Annotated in this window: 14 protein-coding genes; 8 read left to right on the top strand and 6 right to left on the bottom strand. The window is 77.3% G+C overall.

The features are described from left to right. Window positions 1-80 precede the first annotated feature (80 nt). The gene (locus IEY94_RS03965; RefSeq protein WP_189168602.1) at window positions 81-1,859 is read right to left on the bottom strand and encodes an alpha/beta hydrolase; all 1,779 of its coding nucleotides are present in this window, start codon (window positions 1,857-1,859) and stop codon (window positions 81-83) included. 285 nt (window positions 1,860-2,144) lie between these two features. Here IEY94_RS03965 and IEY94_RS03960 point away from each other — a divergent pair, with 285 nt between their 5' ends. Then, window positions 2,145-3,854, top strand: a complete 1,710-nt coding sequence (locus tag IEY94_RS03960) for a phosphatidylglycerol lysyltransferase domain-containing protein (RefSeq protein ID WP_189168601.1) — start codon at window positions 2,145-2,147, stop codon at window positions 3,852-3,854. A gap of 66 nt (window positions 3,855-3,920) precedes the next feature. Further along, on the top strand, window positions 3,921-6,794 hold the full coding sequence (locus IEY94_RS03955; RefSeq protein WP_189168600.1) for a helix-turn-helix transcriptional regulator: 2,874 nt from the start codon (window positions 3,921-3,923) through the stop codon (window positions 6,792-6,794). A gap of 46 nt (window positions 6,795-6,840) precedes the next feature. Here the strand turns inward: IEY94_RS03955 and IEY94_RS03950 are convergent, their stop codons facing one another. Further along, window positions 6,841-7,140: a hypothetical protein gene (locus IEY94_RS03950; protein ID WP_189168599.1), complete on the bottom strand. Its 300-nt coding sequence runs from the start codon at window positions 7,138-7,140 to the stop codon at window positions 6,841-6,843. Window positions 7,141-7,294: 154 nt separating this feature from the next. On the opposite strand from IEY94_RS03950, the gene IEY94_RS03945 reads away from it, so the two are divergent. Together IEY94_RS03945 and IEY94_RS03940 are read left to right on the top strand one after the other, a co-directional pair. Continuing rightward, entirely contained in the window at window positions 7,295-8,980 is a 1,686-nt protein-coding gene (locus IEY94_RS03945) for an ABC transporter transmembrane domain-containing protein (protein WP_189168598.1), read from the top strand. Next, a complete protein-coding gene (locus IEY94_RS03940) occupies window positions 8,977-10,926 on the top strand; it encodes an ABC transporter ATP-binding protein (RefSeq protein WP_268244815.1) in 1,950 nt (649 codons plus the stop codon). Before IEY94_RS03945 ends, IEY94_RS03940 begins: the two co-directional genes overlap by 4 nt. 105 nt (window positions 10,927-11,031) lie before the next feature. Here the strand turns inward: IEY94_RS03940 and IEY94_RS03935 are convergent, their stop codons facing one another. The 3 genes from IEY94_RS03935 to IEY94_RS03925 all read right to left on the bottom strand — a co-directional run bounded on the left by IEY94_RS03935 (window position 11,032) and on the right by IEY94_RS03925 (window position 14,415). Then, window positions 11,032-11,631, bottom strand: a complete 600-nt coding sequence (locus IEY94_RS03935; RefSeq protein WP_229783281.1) for a cadmium resistance transporter — start codon at window positions 11,629-11,631, stop codon at window positions 11,032-11,034. A gap of 65 nt (window positions 11,632-11,696) precedes the next feature. Then, the gene (locus IEY94_RS03930) at window positions 11,697-14,114 is read right to left on the bottom strand and encodes an ATP-binding protein (protein WP_189168597.1); all 2,418 of its coding nucleotides are present in this window, start codon (window positions 14,112-14,114) and stop codon (window positions 11,697-11,699) included. A gap of 79 nt (window positions 14,115-14,193) precedes the next feature. Beyond that, the gene (locus IEY94_RS03925; protein WP_189168596.1) at window positions 14,194-14,415 is read right to left on the bottom strand and encodes an MbtH family protein; all 222 of its coding nucleotides are present in this window, start codon (window positions 14,413-14,415) and stop codon (window positions 14,194-14,196) included. A 178-nt stretch (window positions 14,416-14,593) separates the two neighbouring features. Between IEY94_RS03925 and IEY94_RS03920 the strand changes: the two genes are divergently transcribed. From IEY94_RS03920 to IEY94_RS03905, 4 genes are read left to right on the top strand one after another with little or no spacing between them, the layout of a single operon-like run. Continuing rightward, on the top strand, window positions 14,594-15,631 hold the full coding sequence (locus IEY94_RS03920; protein WP_189168595.1) for a FecCD family ABC transporter permease: 1,038 nt from the start codon (window positions 14,594-14,596) through the stop codon (window positions 15,629-15,631). Between the two features lie 4 nt (window positions 15,632-15,635). Beyond that, complete coding sequence (locus tag IEY94_RS03915; RefSeq protein WP_189168594.1) at window positions 15,636-16,703, top strand: FecCD family ABC transporter permease; 1,068 nt, start codon at window positions 15,636-15,638, stop codon at window positions 16,701-16,703. A gap of 53 nt (window positions 16,704-16,756) precedes the next feature. Beyond that, window positions 16,757-17,551 (top strand): ABC transporter ATP-binding protein, encoded by a 795-nt coding sequence (locus IEY94_RS03910; RefSeq protein ID WP_306341589.1) that lies wholly within the window; start codon window positions 16,757-16,759, stop codon window positions 17,549-17,551. Between the two features lie 57 nt (window positions 17,552-17,608). After that, on the top strand, window positions 17,609-18,637 hold the full coding sequence (locus IEY94_RS03905; RefSeq protein ID WP_189168592.1) for an ABC transporter substrate-binding protein: 1,029 nt from the start codon (window positions 17,609-17,611) through the stop codon (window positions 18,635-18,637). Between the two features lie 65 nt (window positions 18,638-18,702). Here IEY94_RS03905 and IEY94_RS03900 read toward each other — a convergent pair whose 3' ends face one another. Next, complete coding sequence (locus IEY94_RS03900) at window positions 18,703-19,227, bottom strand: DUF4352 domain-containing protein (protein ID WP_189168591.1); 525 nt, start codon at window positions 19,225-19,227, stop codon at window positions 18,703-18,705. Between the last annotated feature and the right edge of the window lie 99 nt (window positions 19,228-19,326).

Genomic DNA, 19,326 nt, shown 5'->3' with positions numbered 1-19,326 from the left:
CACGGTGCCACCGGCTGCTGCGTTCGCGGCGCGCTGCCACTGGCCGGCGGTCGTGGCGAGGCACGGCCACCGGTATCGCGTCAGCGGGTGCGGGTGCGGCGGTCGGCTTCCGCCGGGAGGCCGGGCGGGGCGGCGCGGACGGCCGTCGGGTCGGGGCGGGCGGTGGGTCGGGGGCTGCCGCCGGGGGCCGGCGGGGCGGTGGGCGCGGGCCGGGGCCGGCCGGCGTTCGGGCCCAGCGGGATCGCCCGGGGCAGCGGCGGCACGGGCGCGCCCGGCGGCGCGCCGACGCCCAGGTCGGCGTACAGGGTCGGGAGGAGGTGCTCCAGCGCCGTCTTCACGAACCGCCAGGTGTGGCCGCCGTCGGCGATGACGGTCCGGGCGCGGATGCCGGCGGCCGTGCTCGCCGCGGCCAGCGCGCGGGCGGTGGTACGGCGGTGCGGGTCGGCGTTGCCGGCGGCGTACCAGCCGGTCATGCCGACGAAGCGGTGCGTGGCGAGGATCCGGGCGGGCCGGTACGCCCGCTGCTTCTGCACCGAGCCGCCGAACAGCTCGCGCAGCGTCTGCTCGGGCGTGCGCAGGGCCGGTTCGGGGTCACCGCCGATGCTGACGAAGTGGCCGAACCGGTCCGGGTGGCGCAGCGCGAGGTGCACGGCGCACGTCCCGCCGGCGGAGAAGCCGACCACGCCCCACCGGCGCGGGTCGTGCGGTACGTGCAGGGTGCGGGCGACCGCCGCCGGGACGTCCCGGGTCAGGTACGTCTCGGAGGTGCCCTGCGGCCCGTCCACGCACTCGGTGTCGTGGGTGGACCGGCCGTTCGGGTCGACGAAGATCAGCACCGCGCCCCGGCCGCCGTGCGCGGCGGCGTACCGGTCGGCCAGCTCGGCGGCCCGGCCCGAGCGGACGAAGTGCAGCGGGGCGCCCGGCGTGCCGGGGAGCATCAGCAGGACGGGCAGCCGGTCCCGCTCGCGGGTGAAGTAGGCCGGCGGCAGGTACGCGGCGCCGGGTCGGGCGACGAAGCCGGAGCGCTCCCCCGGCGCGGTGAACGCGACCATCGTCCCCCGGTGCCGGCGCGGCCGCTCGGGCAGCTCGGCGGTGGGCCCGGTCGGCAGGCGGTCCACCCCGGTCAGCGGGGTGCCGTGGCCGAGCAGGTCGCCGACGGAGACGTACAGGCCGTACTCGCGGTTCACGCAGAGTCCCGCGCCGAGCGCGGTCAGTGGTACGGCGAGGATCGCGGCGATCCGGGCGGCCCGGCGGTGGCCGCGCAGGGTGAACGGCAGCCCGGCCAGGGCGAGCAGCAGCGCGGCGGCGAGCAGCAGGAACAGCTCCGGGTACGGGTCGGTGACCGCGCCGGTGTGCCACAGCAGGAACTTCGTGACGTACACCAGCAGGGCGGCGCCGGCGAACAGGCCCGGCAGGATCCACCGCCGCCAGCGGCGGCCGGCGCGCAGCCAGGAGGTCGCCAGGGCGGCGAGCGCGAGGCCCTCGACGATCCAGCACAGCGCCGGGACCAGCAGCGACAGCCGGTCGGCCAGCCCGGAGTAGCCGGCGACGGCGGCCCCGCCGAGCGCGGCCCCCAGGGCGAATACCGCACAAAGGACGATCCGCCGCCGCAGGGTGGCCCGCCGGTCGGCGTGGGGGGCGCCAGCAGCGACCCGATCGACGCCGTCGCGGTCGGTGCTGTCCCGGTGGGGGCCGTCCCGGTGGGGGCCGTCGCTGGCCGGGATGCGGTCGTCCAGGGGCGGGCCGGCGAAGCCGCGGTCGGTGACATTCCGGGCGACGCGGTCCGCGGGCGGGCGCGGACGGGGAGCGCCGCCCGCGGCGGCGGGCGGTGCGGCGGCGGGGGTCTCCTCGACGGTCATCGTCGGCCCACCATACGACCGCCGCCATTCGCCGCGCGCGCCGCGTCGGGAAGCCGACAGGGACACCCCGGGCGGACCGGCGCGTGGTAGAACCGAACTCCCATGTCTACTACTTCCCCTCCGCCCGTACGCGCCAGCGCACACCGGCCGGGTCCACCCCCCGGCGAACCGGTCCCCGCGAGCGCGATCCCGCAGCAGGCCAACGCCCCCGGCCGCCGCGGGACCGGGGCGCCATCGGCCGGGGCGGCCGCTGCTGCTGCGCGACGCTGGCTGGAACACGCCAGGGTGGCACGCTGGACCGCGCGGCTCGTCGCGCTCGTCGGCGTGCTCACCGCCGCCAGCGCGGTGTGGCCCGCCGACATCCCGCGGCTGCGGCTGCTCTCCGGCGCCGTACCGCGCTCGGGCATCCTGGCCGCGCACATCACCGCCGCCGCGGTCGGCGTGCTCCTCGTGCTGCTCGCCGGCGGGCTGCGCCGGCGCAAGCGCAGCGCCTGGTGGGCGGTGCTGGTGCTCAGCGTCGCCGCCACCGTCCTGCACCTGCTCAAGGGGCTGGACTGGGAGGAGGCGGTGGTCACCGCGCTGCTCGTGGCGCTGCTGCTCGCCGTCCGGCGGCACTTCACCGCGCTGAACGACCCGCGCAGCCGGTGGCGGGCGCCGCTGTTCGGGCTCGGCATCGCCGGCAGCGGCGTGGCCTGCGGGGTGCTGTTCCTGGCCACCCGGCCCGAGCGGCTGCGCGGTACGCCGGGGCTGTACCACTTCGTCCGGGCCAGTCTCGCCGGGCTGATCGGGCAGGCGCCGGGGCTGCACTTCACCTCCGGCCGGACCGCACACGCGTTCGCGACGCTGACCGGTACGTTCGGCATCGCGGCGCTGGCCGTCGCCGTCCTGCTCGCGCTGCGCCCGATCGGCCGCGCGCCGGGCGCCCGCCCGGAGGACCTGGCCGCCGTCCGGAACCTGCTGCGGGCGCACGGCGACGCCGACTCGCTCGGCTACTTCGCCATCCGCCCGGACAAGGACGTGCTGCTCGCCGCGGGCGGCCGGGCGGCGATCGCGTACCGGGTGCTCAACGGCGTGAGCCTCGCCGCGGGCGACCCGATCGGCGAGCGGTCCTGCTGGCCCGAGGTGATCGACGCCTGGCTGACCGAGGCGCGGCTGCACGCCTGGGCGCCCGCGGTGATCGGGTGCAGCGAGGAGGCCGGCGAGGCGTACCGGCGGGCCGGGCTCGACGCGATCGAACTCGGCGACGAGGCCATCCTGGACACCGCGGAGTTCACCCTGGACGGGCGGCCCATGCGGGGCGTGCGGCAGGCGGTCGGGCGGATGCGCCGGGCCGGGTACCGGGTCGACGTCCGGCCGATCGCGGCGATGGGCCCGGCGGAGCTGGCCGAGGCGCTCACGGCGGCGAACGCGTTCCGGGTCGGCGGTACCGAGCGGGGCTTCTCGATGGCGCTGGGCCGGCTCGGCCGCCCGGACGACGACGGCTGCGTCCTCGTGCTCGCCCGCGACGGCGACGGCCGGGTGCGCGGCCTGCTGCACCTGGTGCCGTGGGGCGGCGCGGGCCTGTCGCTGGACCTCATGCGCGGCGACCGGACCGCCCCGAACGGGCTGGTCGAGCTGATGGTCAGCGAGCTGATGGCGTACGCGGGCGGCGCGGGGGTCCGCCGGGTGTCGCTGAACTTCGCGATGTTCCGGTCGGTGTTCGCCCGCGGCGAGCGGCTCGGCGCGGGGCCGGTGCTGCGGCTGTGGCGGCGGGCGCTGCTGTTCGCGTCGCGGTTCTGGCAGATCGAGTCGCTGTACCGGGCCAACGCCAAGTACCGGCCACAGTGGCGCCCGCGGTACCTGTGCTTCGCCGCCGGCCGCGACCTGCCCCGGATCGGCCTGGCCGCGCTGCGCGCCGAGGCGTTCGTGAACGTCAGCATGGCGTGGTTCACCGGCCGCCCGCGGCCGGCGACCCGGCGGGCGAACGGGCGGACGGGGACCCCGCCGGCCGGCTAGTCTCATCGCGCGCCGTCGATGTCCGCCGGCGCGCCCGGGCGGGCGTCGGGGGACGGGGGTGGGACCATGCGCTTGTCCGCCGCCGGCCGGCCGGACGCCGCACCGGTGGGCCGCGACGCGGAGCTGGCCCGGCTGCGCACGCTGCTCGCCCCGGACGTCCGGCACTGGGCGCTGGCCGTCTGCGGCGACCCCGGCATCGGCAAGAGCCGGCTGCTGGAGGCGCTCGCCGCCGAGGCGGCCGCCGCCGGCACGTGGGTGCTGCGCGGGGTGGCCGCCGAGTACGAACAGGACCTGCCGTTCGGCGTGCTCTGCGACGCCTGGCACGAGCAGCTCGGGCTGCTCTCCCCCGCCGTCGTCGGCCGGCTCGGCCCCGGCAACCTGGCCGTGCTGCGGGCGGCCTTCCCCGACCTGCCCGGCGGGCCGACCGAGCAGTTCGCCGGGATCGAGCGGTTCCGGCTGTTCCGGGCCACCCGGCGGCTGCTGGCCGCGCTCGCCGAGACCGCGCCGGCCGGGCTGCTGGTGGTCCTGGACGACCTGCACTGGTCGGACGCCGGGACGATCGAGCTGCTGGAGTACCTGCTGCGGCAGCTCCCCGACGCGCCGGTGCGGCTGGCGGTGGGGATGCGGGCGCGGCAGGCCGCGCCGCGGCTGATGACAGCGTGGGACGGGGCGGTCCGGCGCGGCGACGCGGAGCTGCTCACGCTGGGGCCGCTGGCGTACCCGGCGGCGCGGGAGCTGATGGACCGGTGGCGGGTGCCGCACCGGCGGCGGGCGGGGCTGTTCGCCGCGAGCGCGGGCAACCCGCTGTACCTGGAGCTGCTGCACCGGTCCGGGGCGGACCCCGACGACGAGCCGAGCGGCGACGCCGCCACGGTGGACGGTGCGCTGGTGGCGGAGCTGGGCGCGCTGCCCCCGCCGTACGCGACGGTGGCCGCGGCGGCGGCGGTGGCCGGTACGGTCGTCGACCCGGCGCTGGTGGAGGCGGTGAGCGAGCTGCCGGCGGCGACCGTCGAGGCGGGGCTGCGGGCGCTGGCCGCGCGGGACCTGATCCGGCCGGCGGGCGGCGGGTTGCAGTACCGGCACCCGCTGGTCCGCCGCGCGGCCTACTCCAGCGCCGACCCGGTGTGGCTGATCGGCGCGCACCGGCGGGCGGCGAACGCCGAGCGGTCCCGCGGCGCGCCCGGCGCCGTACTGGCCGGGCACGTCGCCCGGTCGGCCCGGCCGGGCGAGATGGGTGCGGTGTCCACGCTGGTCAACGCGGCCCGGGCGGCGCTGCCCAGCGCGCCCGCGTCGGCCGAGCGGTGGCTGGCGGCGGCGCTGCGGCTACTGCCGCACAACCTGTTCACGCTGGGCCAGCGGATCGAGCTGCTGGTGCTGCGGGCGCGGGCGCTCGGGGTCAGCGGCCGGCTCGCCGAGAGCCGGGACGCCGCGCACGAGGCGCTGCGGCTGCTGCCGCCGAGCGCGGTCGAGCACCGGCCGGCGCTGGTGGCGTTCTGCGCGATGCTGGAGCGGCTGCTCGGCCGGCACGCCCGGGCCCGGGCGCTGCTGCTGCGGGAGCTGGCCGACGCCGACCCGCACGGCGCGGTCGCGGTGACGCTGCGGATCGAGCTGATCGCCGCGTGGCTGACCCAGGGGCGGTTCGGCCGGGACCTGCCGCTGGCCGTCGAGGCGCTCGCGCTGGCCCGGCGGCTGGACGACCGGGCGCTGCTGGCGGCGGCGCTGGGGGTGTACGCGGCGGCGCACACCTGCGCGGGGCTGATCACCCCGGACGTGCGGGCGGCCGCCGACGAGGGTGCCCGCACGCTGGACGCGCTGCTCGACGCCGACCTGGCCCGGCACCTGGACGCGACGATCTGGGTGGCGATGGCCGAGCTGCACCTGGAGCGCTGGACCGCCGGCCGGGACCACCTCGCCCGCGGGCTGCGGCTGGCCCGGTCCACCGGGCAGAACCACCTGATCACGTACCTGCGGATGACCGAGGGGGCGCTGCTCAGCCTGCGCGGGCGGCTCGGCGAGGCGGCGGCGGCGTTCGACGACGCGCTGGAGGTCGCCACGCTCACCGGCAGCGACGAGCTGCGCACGATGGCGCTGTCCCAGCAGACGTGGATCACCACGTGGCTCGGCGACCTGCCGGCGGCCGCGGCGTACGCGGCGGAGGCGGTGGCGCTGGCCGGCAGCGACAGCGACTGGTACGGCGCCATCGCCCGGGCCATGGCCGCGCTGACCCGGGTGCACGCCGGGGACCCGCGCGGCGCGATCGACCTGCTGCTCACCGAGGGCCCGGAGCTGGCCAACATCGACGCGCTGACCCGGCCGGCGTTCTTCGAGGTGCTGGCCGGGGCGGAGGCGCTGCTGGGCAACGCCGCGCGGGCGCACGCCTGGGCCGACCGGGCGGCCGCGGCGACCGCCGGCTGGAACCTGCCGCTGCGCAGCGGCATGGCGCTGCTCGCCCGGGCGTACGCCGAGGGGGTCACCGACCCGGCCGCCGCGGCGGCGACGGCGCTGGCCGCGGCGGAGCTGTTCGAGCGGGCCGGCGCCGACGTGTTCACCGGCCGGGCGCACCTGATCGCGGGGATGGCGCTCGGCGCGGGCGGCGACGCCGCCGGGGCGCGGGCGCGGTTCGCCCGGGCCCGGGCGCTGTTCGCCGCGACCGGGGCGGAGCTGTTCCTGGAGCAGACCGTACGGGCGCAGCGGCAGATGGAGTCGCGGCGGCCGCGGCGGGCGCGCGGCGGGGCGACGGCGCCGGCCGGGTTGACGGCGCGGGAGCGGGAGGTGGCCGCGCTGGTCGGGTCGGGGTTGACGAACAAGGAGATCGCGGGGCGGCTGTTCGTCAGCCCGAAGACGGTGGAGGCGCACCTGAGCCGGGTGTTCGACAAGCTCGGGGTGGCCAGCCGGGCGGCGGTGGCGGCCCGGCTGGCCGGCGAGCGCCCGGACGCCTGAGCCGGACCCCGGCCGCGTCGGGGGTGGATCGGGCCGGGCCGGGCCGTCAGTGTCCGGGCGGGGGCGGCGGGGCGTGGTGCGGGGGCGCCGGGTGGTCGGTGGCGTGGTGGGCGGGGTCGGCCGCGGGGCCGTGGTGGGCCGGGCCGGCCGGCGGGCCGGGGTGACCGGCGGCGGCCGGGAGGCGGGACTCCAGGGCGGTGGTGATCCGGGACAGCTCGGCGAGCTGGGCGAGCCCGATCAGCGCGCTGGCCCGGGACAGGCGCAGGTGCTCCTCCTCCCAGGTCGGCAGTTGCGGGTGGTTGAGCAGGTCCCTGGCTTCCTGTACCAGCAGCTCCACGTTGGTCATGGCGTCCTCCAGTGGCTAGGCGCCGCTCCCTTACCCCACACCGCCACCCCCCGAACCACCCGCGCGACGGACGCCGACCCGAGGGTGTGGTTAGGGTACCCTTCCCCGGACGGGGGTCCGGTCGGACCGTCCCGGACTCGTTCGAGGAGCGTTCATGCCGCCACCCCCCACGGGCCGGTCCGTGCTGCGCGGCGCCGTCCGCCGGCACCGGCGCCCCCTCGCCCTCGGCGCGCTGCTCATCACCGCGCACCAGGCCGGCGAGGCGGCCGTGCCGCTGGTGATCGGGCGGATCATCGACCGGGCCGTGCAGCGCAACGACCTGCCCGCGCTGCTCGGCTGGGTCGGGGTGCTCGCGGCGGTGTTCCTCGGGTTCGCGTTCTGCTTCCGGTTCGGCGCGCGGTTCGCCGAGCGGGCCGCCGAGCTGACCGCGCACGACATCCGGCTGGACCTGGCCGCGCGGGTGGTCGCGCCCGCGGGCGGCGCCGAGCGGGGGCGGCTGGCCGGGGAGACCGTCAACATCGCCACCGACGACGCCGAGCGGGTCGGCGAGATCCACCGGGTGCTGCCGTTCGCCCTGGCCGCCGTCGCCGGGCTCGGCGTGGGCGGGGTGGCGCTGCTGCGGGTGTCCGTACCGCTGGGGCTGCTCGTGCTGCTCGCCGCGCCGCCGATGCTGTACCTGGCGTACCTGCTCAGCCGCCCGCTGGAGCGGCGCAGCGAGGCCCAGCAGGACCGCGCCGCGCACGCCTCCGGCGTCGCCGCCGATCTGGTCGGCGGGCTGCGCGTGCTGAAGGGGCTGCGGGCCGAGGGTACGGCCGTCGACCGGTACCGGCGGACCAGCCGCGACTCGCTCGCCGCCACCCTGCACGCCGCCCGGGCCCGGGCCGGGCAGGAGGGCGCGATGCTGACGGTGACCGGACTGCTGCTGGCCGCCGTCGCCCTGCTCGGCGGGCGGCTGGCGCTGCGCGGCGAGATCACCGTCGGCCAGCTCGTCGCGGCGGTCGGGCTGGCCCAGTACCTGCTCGGGCCGCTGGGCCTGTTCAGTTGGTTCGCCGCGGCGTTCGCGCAGGCCCGGGCGTCCGCCGGGCGGGTCGCCGCGCTGCTGGGCAGCCCGCCGGCCGCCGCCGGTACGGCCGCACCGGCGGAGCCGGCCGGGGAGCTGACGGTGACCGGCCTGGCCGCGGGCCCGCTGCGCGGCCTCGACCTGGCGCTCGCGCCGGGCGAGTGCGTCGCGCTGGCCACCCCCGACCCGGCCGCGGCGACCGCGCTGCTGGCCTGCCTGGCCCGGGAGCGGGACCCGGACGCCGGCACCATCCTGCTGGACGGGCGGCCGCTGGCCGACCTCGACCCGCTCGCGGCCCGCGGGCACCTGCTGGTGGCCGCGCACGCGGCGGCGCTGTTCGAGGAGACCGTCACCGCCAACATCGCCGCGGCCGGCGCGGGCGCGCCGGCGGTGGCCGCGGCGACCGGCGCGGCCGGGGTGGACGCGGTGGTCGCGGCGCTGCCGGACGGCGCGGCGACGGTGCTGGCCGAGCGGGGGCGGTCGCTGTCCGGCGGGCAGCGGCAGCGGATCGCGCTCGCCCGGGCGCTCGCCGCGGACCCGCCGGTGCTGGTCCTGCACGACCCGACCACCGCGGTCGACACGGTCACGGAGAGCCGGATCGCCGACGCGCTGCGCGGCGTCCGCGCCGGCCGCACCACGCTGCTGGTGGCGACCAGCCCGGCGCTGCTCGCCGCCGCCGACCGGGTGGTCCTGGTGGTGGACGGCGTGGCGGCCGACGCCGGGACCCACGCGGCGCTCGTCGCCCGCCGCCCCGACTACCGGACGCTGGTGTTCGCGTGACCGCCTCCCCGCCCCCGGCCGACCCGTCCCCCACCGACCCGCTGCCCACCACCGACCCGCCGCCCACCGCCGACCTGCTGCCCACCGCCGACGGGCGGGCCGCCGGGCGGGCCGTCGGCCGGCTGCTGCGGGCCCACCGCCGCCTGGCCGCGGGCGCGCTGCTGGCCCTCGTCGCCGGTACCGGGGTGTACCTACTCGCCGCGCCGCTGCTCGGCCGCATCGTCGACCTCGTCGCCGGCGGCGGCGACCCGGGCCGGCTGACCGGGTACGTGGTCGCGCTGCTCGGCGTGGCCGCCGGCCAGGGCCTGCTCGGCGCGTGGGGGCTGAGCCTGGTCGCCCGGCTGGGCGAGTCGATGCTGGCCGGGCTGCGCGAGCGGTTCGTGGCCCGGGCGCTGTACCTGCCGATGGACCGGCTGGAGCGGGCCGGCTCCGGCGACCTCACCGCCCGGGTGACCGAGGACGTGCGGGTGGTGGCGACCGCGGTCCGGGAGGCGTTCCCCGAGCTGACCCGGGCGGTGCTGACGATCGCGCTGACGATGGTCAGCCTGGGCGTGCTGGACTGGCGGTTCCTGGCGGCGGCGCTGCTGGCGGCGCCGGTGCAGGTGCTGACCGTGCGCTGGTACACCGGGCGGGCGGTGCCGCTGTACGCGGCGCAGCGGGTGGCGGCCGGGGCCCGGCAGCACCAGCTCCTGGACACCGTGGGCGGGGCGGCGACGGTCCGGGCGTTCCGGCTGCACGACCGGCACCTGGCCCGGGTGGACGAGCGGTCCCGGGCGGCGCTGGACCTGGCACTGCGCGCGGTACGGCTCCAGACCCGGTTCTGGTTCCGGCTCAACACGGCCGAGTTCGTCGGGCTGACGGCCGTGCTGCTGGCGGGGTTCTGGCTGGTCGGGGCCGGCGAGGTGACGCTGGGCGCGGCGACGGCGGCGGCGCTGTACTTCCACGGGCTGTTCAATCCGATCACCACGGCGCTGGGGCTGGCGGACGAGGCACAGTCGGCGGCGGCGAGCCTGGCCCGCCTGGTCGGCGTCGCCGACCTCCCGCCACCCGCCGGCCGGGCGCCCGCCGGCGCCGCGGCCGGACCGCGCGCCGCGGCACCGGGCGCGGCGGCCGGTGCGGATGGGCCGGGCGCGGCGGGCTCGGGCGGCAGCGCGGCGGGTGCCGGGGCGGTGCGGGTGGCCGGGGTCGGGTACGCGTACGTGGCCGGGCATCCGGTGCTGGCCGGCGTCGACCTCGACGTGGCGCCCGGCGAGACCGTGGCGCTGGTCGGCGCCAGCGGCGCCGGCAAGTCCACGCTGGCCAAGCTGATCGCCGGGGTGCACGGGCCGACCGCCGGTACGGTCGCCGTCGGCGGGGTGGACCCCGCGGCGGACCCCGGCCGCGCGGTGGTGCTGGTGACCCAGGAGGTGCACGTCTTCGCCGGGACGCTGGCCGACGACCTGCGGCTCGCCGACCCGGCCGCGGACGACGACGCGCTCCTCGGGGCGCTGGCCGCGGTCGGCGCGCTGGGCTGGGCGAGCGCCCTGCCCGACGGCCTCGGCACGGTCGTCGGCGACGGCGGGCACGAGCTGACCGCGACGCAGGCGCAGCAGGTGGCGCTGGCCCGGCTGGCGCTGGCCGACCCGCCGGTGGCGGTCCTGGACGAGGCGACCGCGGAGGCGGGCAGCGCGGGCGCGCGGGAGCTGGAGGCGGCGGCGGACACCGTCCTGGCCGGACGGACGGCGGTCGTCGTCGCGCACCGGCTGAGCCAGGCGGCGGCGGCCGACCGGATCGTGGTGCTGGACGCGGGCGCGGTGGTCGAGTCGGGTACGCACGACGCCCTGCTGTCGGCGGACGGCGCGTACGCCCGCCTGTGGGGTACGTGGTCGGGCCAGCGCACCCCGCCCCCGACCGGCGACGGACGGCCGTTCAGCCCCGGATACGACCGCTGGGACCCCGACCACTGACCCCACTGCGCGGCGGGCGCCGTCGGTCGGCTGGGGGTGGGTGCATCCGTGGTGGCGGGAACGACCGGGATGCACCCGCTCCGCCGATCGCGCGTCGGTCGCGGGTCAGGCGGTGAGGAGGATCGTCAGGCCGATGGCGATCAGGGCCACCGGCAGGACCGCGTGGCCCCAGCGGGCCATCGTCCGGGCGACCGCCCGGCGGGTGGCCAGCCAGTGCCCGGCCGCGCACCACACCCCCACCCCGACCAGGAACACCGCGGCGTAGCCGGCGACGGCGGCCGGACCGGCGGCGGCGAACACCGGGACGTACACGCCGACGTTGTCCCCGCCGTTGGCCAGCGTCACCCCGGCCACCGCGAGCACCCCGGGCCCGGCGGCCGCCCCGGCGCCCGCGCCCGGGTCGGGGTCGGCCGGCCCGGCCGGGGCGCGGCGCTCGCGCCACGCCGCCACCGCCGCGCGCAGGCCCAGCAGGATCGGCAGCAGGCCCGAGTACGGCACGGCGGACGGCGGGAGCAGGCCCGCGCCGAGGGCGCCCAGCACCGACGCCGCGAGGATCGCCAGGAACCCGAGGTACTGCCCGGCGACCACCCGGGCGACCCCGGCGCGGCCGGTGGCCCGGGCGAGGTACAGCGCCAGCAGCAGCAGGTCGTCGAGGTTGGTCACCGCGAACATCGCCGCCGCCCGCGCCGGTAGCGTCGGATCCACGCCGTCCCCCTCCGCCGGTCCCGGCGATCCTACGGACAGCGGTGCGCCCACGGGCGGCGGCGCGGCTACGGGCGGCGGTGCGGCAGCCGGACGGTGGCCGCGGTACCCCGGGCGGCCGGTTCGCGGCTGGTCAGCGCGAGCGTGCCGCCGTGCGCCTCGATGATCGCCCGGCTCATCGACAGGCCGAGGCCGGCGCCGGGGATGCCCCGCTCGACGGCCGTGGAGGCGCGGAAGAAGCGGCGGAACAGCCGGTCCCGCTCGTCCGGCGGGATGCCGACGCCGCCGTCCAGGATGGTCAGTTCGACGACGCCGGGGGGCTCGGCCCGGGCGAGGATCTCGACGGTGCCGCCGTCGGGGCTGTACTTGACGGCATTGGACAGCAGGTTGTGCACGAGCAGCCGCAGCCGGCCGGGGTCGCCGACGACGGGCAGCGCGTCGGGCAGCCGGTCGCGCAGGAGCACGTCGCTGTGCGCGGCCACCTCGGCGAGCGCGCCCACCTCGTCGCGGACGATGATGGCCAGGTCCACCGGTACGGCGGCCAGCTCGGCGTGCCCCGACTCCAGCGCGGCCAGGTCGAGCAGGCCGCCGATGATCGCGCGCAGGTTCTCGGCGTTGCGGGCGATCGCCGTCAGCATCTCCCGCTCGTCGCCGGTCCACCGCTGCGCGTCGGCGAGCAGCAGCTCGGCGTACGAGCCGATGGAGGTCAACGGGGTGCGCACGGCGTGGCCGACGAGCGCGATGAAGTCGTCCTTGCTGCGGCCCAGCTCGGTGCGCAGCGCGGCGGCGCGGCGGCGGGCGAGGAAGCCGGCGACGTGGCTGCACATCGCCTCGGCGAACGCGACGGCCACGTCGTCGGGCGGGTCGCCGGACGGCGTGAGCAGGGTGAGGACGCCGAGGACGGCGTTCTCCTCGCGGATCGGGACGGCGAGGGCGCGCTCGGCCGCGCTGTTGCGGCGCACCGGCGCGCGGGCGGCGCAGCACTCGGCGGCCAGCGCCCGGCCGAGCCAGGCGGTGCCGGCCGCGCCGTCGTCGGCCGCGCCGGTGCCGGCGGCGGGGGTCCAGGCGGCGGCCGGGCGGACCGAGTCGGTCACCGGGTCGCACAGCCACGCCTCGCCGCGGCGCCAGCCGAGCGCCCCGGCGATGGCGCGCAGCACGGCGCGCAGCGCGGTGGTCGCGTCGTCGGTGTACGCGAGCGCCTCCACGACCTCGAGCTGCCGGTCCCGGAAGGTCTCGTGCCGGAGCTGGGCGGTCATGTCGTGCAGGGCGGCGACGGCGCCGAGCGGGCGGCCCTCGGGGTCGGTGACCGGGTTGGCGTTGACCAGGACCGCGCGGCTGGCGCCGCCGCCGGGCGGCGGGATGCGCAGCAGCTCGTCCCGGACCACCTCGCCGCGCCAGGCGCGGATCAGCGGCAGGTCCGCGACGGCCAGTTCGGTGCCGTCCAGCGCGGTGGCGACGGCCGGGTTGTCCAGCAGGGAGAAGGGCTGCCAGTCCTCGGGGATGGCGTACCAGTCGCGCAGCGACCGGTTGGCGACGATCACCCGGCCGTCGGGGTCGCAGGCGGCGACGCCGGTGAGCAGGCTGTCCAGCAGCGCCTCGACGAACCGGGCGTGCCGGAGCGCGGCGCGGCGCAGCGTGACCCGCTCGGTGATGTCGAGCAGGAAGCCGCAGAGCAGCGGGCCGGCGGGCGACGGTACCCGGTTGAGGAACGCCTCGACCGGGAACTCGCGGCCGTCCCGGTGCCGGCCGACGCCCTGGACCCGCTGCCGGTGGACCGCGGGGTCGCCGAGCCGGGCGGCGCCGTCGGCGACGAACAGGTCGGCCAGGCGGCGGCCGAGCGCCTCGGCGACGGGCAGGCCGAACAGGTCGGCGGCGGCGAGGTTCCAGCCGACCACGGTGCCGTCGACGTCGGCGGCGACGAACGCCTCCGCGGTGGACTCGAGCAGCGGGCCGAGTTCGACGTCGGGCAGGCTGCTGCCGCGCACCGCGGCGGGCGGCCGGTCGGCCGGGACGAGCATGGTGCCGATCTCCAGCAGCGCGGAGATGTCCGCGTTGGACCAGCGGCGGACGACCCGGTCGAGGACGACGAGCGCGCCGACCGGGCGCCCGTCGGGGTCGGCCAGCGGTACGCCGAGGAAGGCCCGGACGCCGCACTCCCGGACCAGCCCGTGCCGGCGCAGGTCCGGGTCCTCGTCGACGTCCTCGACGACGGTGACCGGGCCGTCGCCCAGCACGTACTGGCCGACGGCGTACCGCAGGTCGAGGTGCCGGTCGGCGAACCGGTCGGGCAGCCCGTGCGCGCCGACCACCAGGTCCTCGTCGTCGCGGACGAGGCAGACGACGCCCATCGGGGCGGCGAGCAGCTTCGCGGCCAGCCCGGCCACCGCGTCGGTGGGCAGCGCCATGCCGCAGAGGACCCGGCGGGTGCGGTCGACCGCGGCGAGCCGGGTGGGCTCCGCCAGCAGGCGTCGATCGACGTGCGACATGGTCCTCCGGTGGCCGGGAGGTACCTGGTACCCCCACCGAACCCCGGCAAACCGCCGTAAAACGTCTGACCGCGCGGGTTCAGCCCTCGCGGCCGGCCATGGCGTCGATCAGCGACCGGGGCCGCATGTCCGTCCAGTGGGCGTCGACCCAGTCCAGGCACGCCTGCCGCACCCCGGGGCCGAACGCCGTCCGCCACCCGGCCGGGACGTCGATGAACTCCGGCCACAGGCTGTGCTGGTTCTCGTCGTTGACCAGCACGAGGAAGGTGCCGTCGGCGTCGTCGAAGGGATTGGTCGTCATGAGGCGCATAGTAAGGCTAGCCTCAGCTCATTCTCAACCGGGCCGTACGGGCCCGTTCCCCCCGCTGACCAGGCGAACCCGATCGTGGTGAGACATCCCACGTCCGGGTCCGCGTCGATGACCATCACCGGGTCCGGCGACTAAGGTACCGCTAACCTAACCCCGAGGAGCGCGGCCCATGACGAGCGACCGGCCGGATCCACCGGCACCCCCGCGAGCGGCGCGCCGGCGCGCCATCCCCGCTCTCGTGGTCGGCTCGGTCGTACTCATTGCCCTGTGCGTTCTCTCCGTCGCGGTGGGCAACCGCGGACTCAGCGTCGCCGACATCGCGTGCGCGATCGTCACTCCCGGTGATGACGAAATCACGGCCATCGTCCGCGGGCTGCGGATCCCGCGGACCGTCCTCGGCCTGCTCGCCGGCGTCGCCCTGGGCCTGGCCGGCACGCTCATGCAGGCGCTCACCCGCAACCCGCTCGCCGACCCCGGCATCTTCGGCGTCACCGCCGGCGCCGCGTTCGGCATCGCCGCGTCGATCGCGGGGCTCGGGCTGACCTCGCTGTACGGGTTCATCTGGTTCGCCCTGCTCGGCGCCCTCGCCGCCGGCCTGCTCGCCCAGCTCATCGGCAGCCTCGGCCGGGGCGGCGCGACCCCGGTCAAGCTGGCCCTGGCCGGCGTCGCCGTCAGCACGCTGCTCGGCTCGCTCACCGCCGCGATCGTGCTGACCGACCCGGCCGCGCTGAACCGGTACCGGTTCTGGGCCGCCGGCACGCTCACCGGCCAGACCGCCGACACACTGGTCCAGGTGACCCCGTTCGTCGCCGTCGGCGCCGTGCTGGCGCTGGCGCTCGCGCCGCAGCTCAACAGCCTGGCCCTCGGCGACGACGTGGCCGTCAGCCTCGGCCGGCACACCGGCCGGATCCGGGCGGTCGGCATCCTCGCCGTGACCCTGCTCACCGGCGCCGCGGTCGCCGTGGCCGGGCCGATCGTCTTCCTCGGCCTGGTCATCCCGCACATCGCCCGGTACTTCACCGGCCCCGACCACCGCTGGCTGCTGCCGCTGTCGGCGATCCTCGCCCCCGGCCTGCTGCTCGCCGCCGACGTCCTCGGGCGGGTCGTCGCCCGGCCGAGCGAGGTGCAGGTCGGCGTGCTGACCGCGGTCCTGGGCGGGCCGTTCTTCGTCGCGCTGGTCCGCCGGCGCCGGATCGCGGAGCTGTGAGCCGATGACCGTCCACCTCGCCCCGCGCGACGCCGCCGGCCGCCGGGTCACGCTGCGCCTCGGCCGGGCCTCCGGGGTCCTGCGGCCGCGCGCGGTCGTCGTGTGCCTGGCCCTGGGCCTGCTGACCTTCGCCGCGTTCTGCCTGGCCATCGCCACCGGCGACTACCCGGTGACGCTGAGCCTGGTACTGCGGGAGCTGTTCGGCGTCACCGACTACGACACCTGGATCGTGATCAACGAGATCCGGCTGCCCCGGGCGCTCACCGCCGTCGGCGTCGGGGCGACGTTCGGGCTGTCCGGCGCGATCTTCCAGACCATCACCCGCAACCCGCTCGCCGCGCCGGACATCATCGGCATCACCGAGGGCGCCACGGTGTTCGTGGTCGGCGGCGTCGTGTTCGGCGTCGGCGCCGGCCTCGGCATGCAGGGCCTGGCGCTGGTCGGCGCGCTCGGCACCGCCGCCGTCATCTACCTGCTGGCCCGGCAGCGCGGCAGCACCGGGTACCGGATCATCCTCATCGGCATCGGCGTCTCCGCCGTCTGCCTCGCCGTCACCGACTACCTGCTCTCGCGCAGCGAGATCTGGGAGGCGCAGGCGCTGATGGGCTGGCTCGTCGGCAACCTCAACCTGCGCGGCTGGGAGCACGCCCGGCCCGTCCTGATCGCGCTCGCGGTGCTCGGGCCGGCCGCGCTGGTCGCGCACCGCTGGATGGCCCTGCTCCAGCTCGGCGACGACGTCGCCACCGGGCTCGGGGTGCCGGCCAACCGGGCCCGGTTCACCCTGCTGCTCGTCGGGGTCGGCCTCGCCGCCGTCGGTACCGCGGCCGCCGGGCCGATCCTGTTCGTCGCGCTGGTGTCGCCGCAGATCGCCCAGCGGCTCGTCCGCCGGGCCACCCCGCCGCTGGTCGCGTCCGCGCTGACCGGCGCCGCGACCGTCCTGCTCGCCGACGTCATCGCCCAGCGCCTGCTCGACGGCGTGAACCTGCCGGTCGGGGTCATCACCGGCGTCCTCGGCGCACCGTGCCTGATCTGGCTGCTGGTGCGCGCCAACCGCACGGGCTCGGGAGGCTGAGCATGACCGCGTTGAACAACCCCGCCCCCGCCGCGACCGAGCCGGCCGCGACGCTGCCGCCGCGGCTGCGCGCCGAGGGCCTCACCCTCGGGTACGGCGACCGGACCATCGTCGACGGCCTCGACCTCGACCTGCCGCCCGGCCGGGTGACCACGATCGTCGGGGCCAACGCGTGCGGCAAGTCCACGCTGCTCAAGGCGCTCGCCCGGCTGCTGCCGCCGCGGGCCGGCGGCGTCCTGCTCGACGGCCGGGCCATCCACCGGCTGCGCGGCGCCGAGGTCGCCCGGCAGCTCGGCATCCTCCCCCAGTCCCCCGTCGCGCCGGACGGGCTGACCGTCGTCGACCTGGTCACCCGCGGCCGCGCGCCGCACCAGGCGTGGTGGCGGCAGTGGGGGCGCGGGGACGAGGAGGCCGTCACCGAGGCGCTCGCCGCCACCGGGATGACCGACCTGGCCGACCGGATGGTCGACGAGCTGTCCGGCGGGCAGCGGCAGCGGGCCTGGATCGCCATGGCGATCGCCCAGGACACCCCGATCCTGCTGCTGGACGAGCCGACCACCTTCCTCGACATCGCCCACCAGATCGACGTCCTCGACCTGGTCCTGGACCTGAACCGGCGGCGCGGCCGGACGGTGGCGATGGTGCTGCACGACATCAACCAGGCCTGCCGGTACGCCGACCACCTCGTCGCCATGAAGAACGGCGTGATCGTCGCCACCGGCGCCCCCGCCGACATCGTCACCACCGCGCTGATCGAGGAGGTCTTCGACCTGGACTGCCGGATCGTTCCCGACCCGGTCAGCCGGACCCCGCTGATCGTCCCGATCGGGCGGCACCACGCCCCCTGAAGCCCCTCCCCGCCGTTCCGGTGGAGCCCACCCCCTGGTGGAAAGGAAATGAGATATATGTCCAACAAGGACCGCACCGGTACCCTCCGGCGCACCATGATCTGCCTCGTCGGCGCCGCGCTCGGCGTCGCCGGCCTCGCCGCATGCGGCGAGAAGGCACCGGAGCCGGCGAAGAAGGTCGCCGCGAGCGCCGGTCCGTGGACGTACACGGACGCCGGCGGCAAGCCGGTCACCCTGCCCAAGCGGCCGGAGCGGATCGTCGCGTACGTCGGCTCCGCGGCCGCCCTGTGGGACCTCGGGATCAAGCCGGTGGGCGTGTTCGGGCCGCAGAAGCGCCCCGACGGCACCAAGGACCCGCAGGCGGGCAACGTCGACGTCGACGCGGTCACCTCGGTCGGCAACTCGTGGGACGACTTCAACATGGAGAAGTTCCTGGCCCTCAAGCCCGACCTGGTGGTCACCGGCAAGTTCGGCAAGGGACCGGACGACCTGTGGGCGCTGCCCGCCGAGTCGCTGGCCAAGATCCGGGCCACCGCGCCGGTGGTCGGCGTGAACGAGTACCGGGCGCCGCTGCTCACGGTCATCGAGGGCTACCGCGAGCTGGCCCGGTCCCTCGGCGCCGACCTGGACTCGCCGGAGCAGAAGGGCGCGGTCGACGCGTTCAACAAGGCCGGCGACGCGCTCAAGGCGGCGATCGCGGCGAAGCCGGGGCTCAAGGTCGAGGTCGCGTACGCGGACAAGGACAACTTCTACGTCGCCAAGCCCGACTTCTTCGGCGACCTGGCGTACTACAAGTCCCTCGGCCTGGACCTGGTCGCCGGCGGCGGCGCCGAGGACCACTGGGAGATGCTGAGCTGGGAGCAGGCGGGCAAGTACCCGGCTGACCTGATCATCACCGACTCCCGGTCGCACGCGCTCAGCCACGACCAGCTCGCCAAGGTGCCGACGTGGAAGACGCTGCCGGCGGTCAAGGCCAACCAGATCGGGCTGTGGCCGGGCGAGTCCCGGTTCAGCCACGTGCTGTCGACCAAGATCGTGCAGGACTTCACGGCGCTCATCGGGGCGTCGCGGGCCGACGTCGTCTGACGTCTCGCGCGCCGGGTGGGGTGGGGCCGGTACCGGCCCCACCCCACCCGCGTTCCCGGCGAGCGTCAGCCCAGGGCGACGTCGACGCCGCCGGAGAAGGGCGAGTCGTGCAGCTCGATTCGCGCCAGCTTCGTGCCCTTGGGTACGTCGAAGATGAGGTTCCCCTTGACCCGGTTGCCCGGGTTGATCTCCTCCAGGAAGGTCGGCGAGCCCTCGTTGGCGAACATCTCGGCCTTGCCGTCGTTGGAGAACTCGATCCCCTTGGCGTCGAATGCCTTCTGCGACGAGCCGCTGAACAACTGCGCCTCCTTGCCGATGTTCTTCACCGTCACGGCGACCAGGCAGTAGACGCCCTGCGCCCGGGCCCCGAACTGCGCCGGGCCGACCGACGTCCGGCCGCAGGTCGGCTTCGCGACGACGAACTCGAACTTGCCGTCCCGCACCGCCTGGCCGACCCTCGCGGCCTTCGCCGCCGCCTTCGGCGCGTCCCCGGTGGACCCGGCGGTGTCGGCGCCGCCGTCGCCGCCGGCGCCGCAGGCGAGGGCGGTCGCGGCGAGGGCGACGAGTCCGAGGGTGCTGGCGTAGCGCATGCTGGCCTCCGGGCCGCTCGGGCGGCGCCCCGTTGCGCCGCCGCTGCTGTCCACACCCGCCCGGGCGGGTCCCCGGTTACGGGGGACGAGGCGATGCTG

It is taken from the genome of Pilimelia anulata, assembly GCF_014647895.1.
GTDB classification, from domain to species: domain Bacteria; phylum Actinomycetota; class Actinomycetes; order Mycobacteriales; family Micromonosporaceae; genus Pilimelia; species Pilimelia anulata.
This window is presented reverse-complemented; position numbering and strand designations above follow the sequence as displayed.

Bases quoted from the DNA above. Each gene is read 5' to 3' on its own strand.
- IEY94_RS03925 (WP_189168596.1), bottom strand. From the start codon at position 14,415: ATGACGACCAATCCCTTCGACGACGCCGACGGCACCTTCCTCGTGCTG.
- IEY94_RS03950 (WP_189168599.1), bottom strand. From the start codon at position 7,140: ATGACCAACGTGGAGCTGCTGGTACAGGAAGCCAGGGACCTGCTCAAC.
- IEY94_RS03905 (WP_189168592.1), top strand. From the start codon at position 17,609: ATGTCCAACAAGGACCGCACCGGTACCCTCCGGCGCACCATGATCTGC.
- IEY94_RS03915 (WP_189168594.1), top strand. From the start codon at position 15,636: ATGACCGTCCACCTCGCCCCGCGCGACGCCGCCGGCCGCCGGGTCACG.
- IEY94_RS03955 (WP_189168600.1), top strand. From the start codon at position 3,921: ATGCGCTTGTCCGCCGCCGGCCGGCCGGACGCCGCACCGGTGGGCCGC.
- IEY94_RS03930 (WP_189168597.1), bottom strand. From the start codon at position 14,114: ATGTCGCACGTCGATCGACGCCTGCTGGCGGAGCCCACCCGGCTCGCC.
- IEY94_RS03920 (WP_189168595.1), top strand. From the start codon at position 14,594: ATGACGAGCGACCGGCCGGATCCACCGGCACCCCCGCGAGCGGCGCGC.
- IEY94_RS03965 (WP_189168602.1), bottom strand. From the start codon at position 1,859: ATGACCGTCGAGGAGACCCCCGCCGCCGCACCGCCCGCCGCCGCGGGC.
- IEY94_RS03945 (WP_189168598.1), top strand. From the start codon at position 7,295: ATGCCGCCACCCCCCACGGGCCGGTCCGTGCTGCGCGGCGCCGTCCGC.
- IEY94_RS03900 (WP_189168591.1), bottom strand. From the start codon at position 19,227: ATGCGCTACGCCAGCACCCTCGGACTCGTCGCCCTCGCCGCGACCGCC.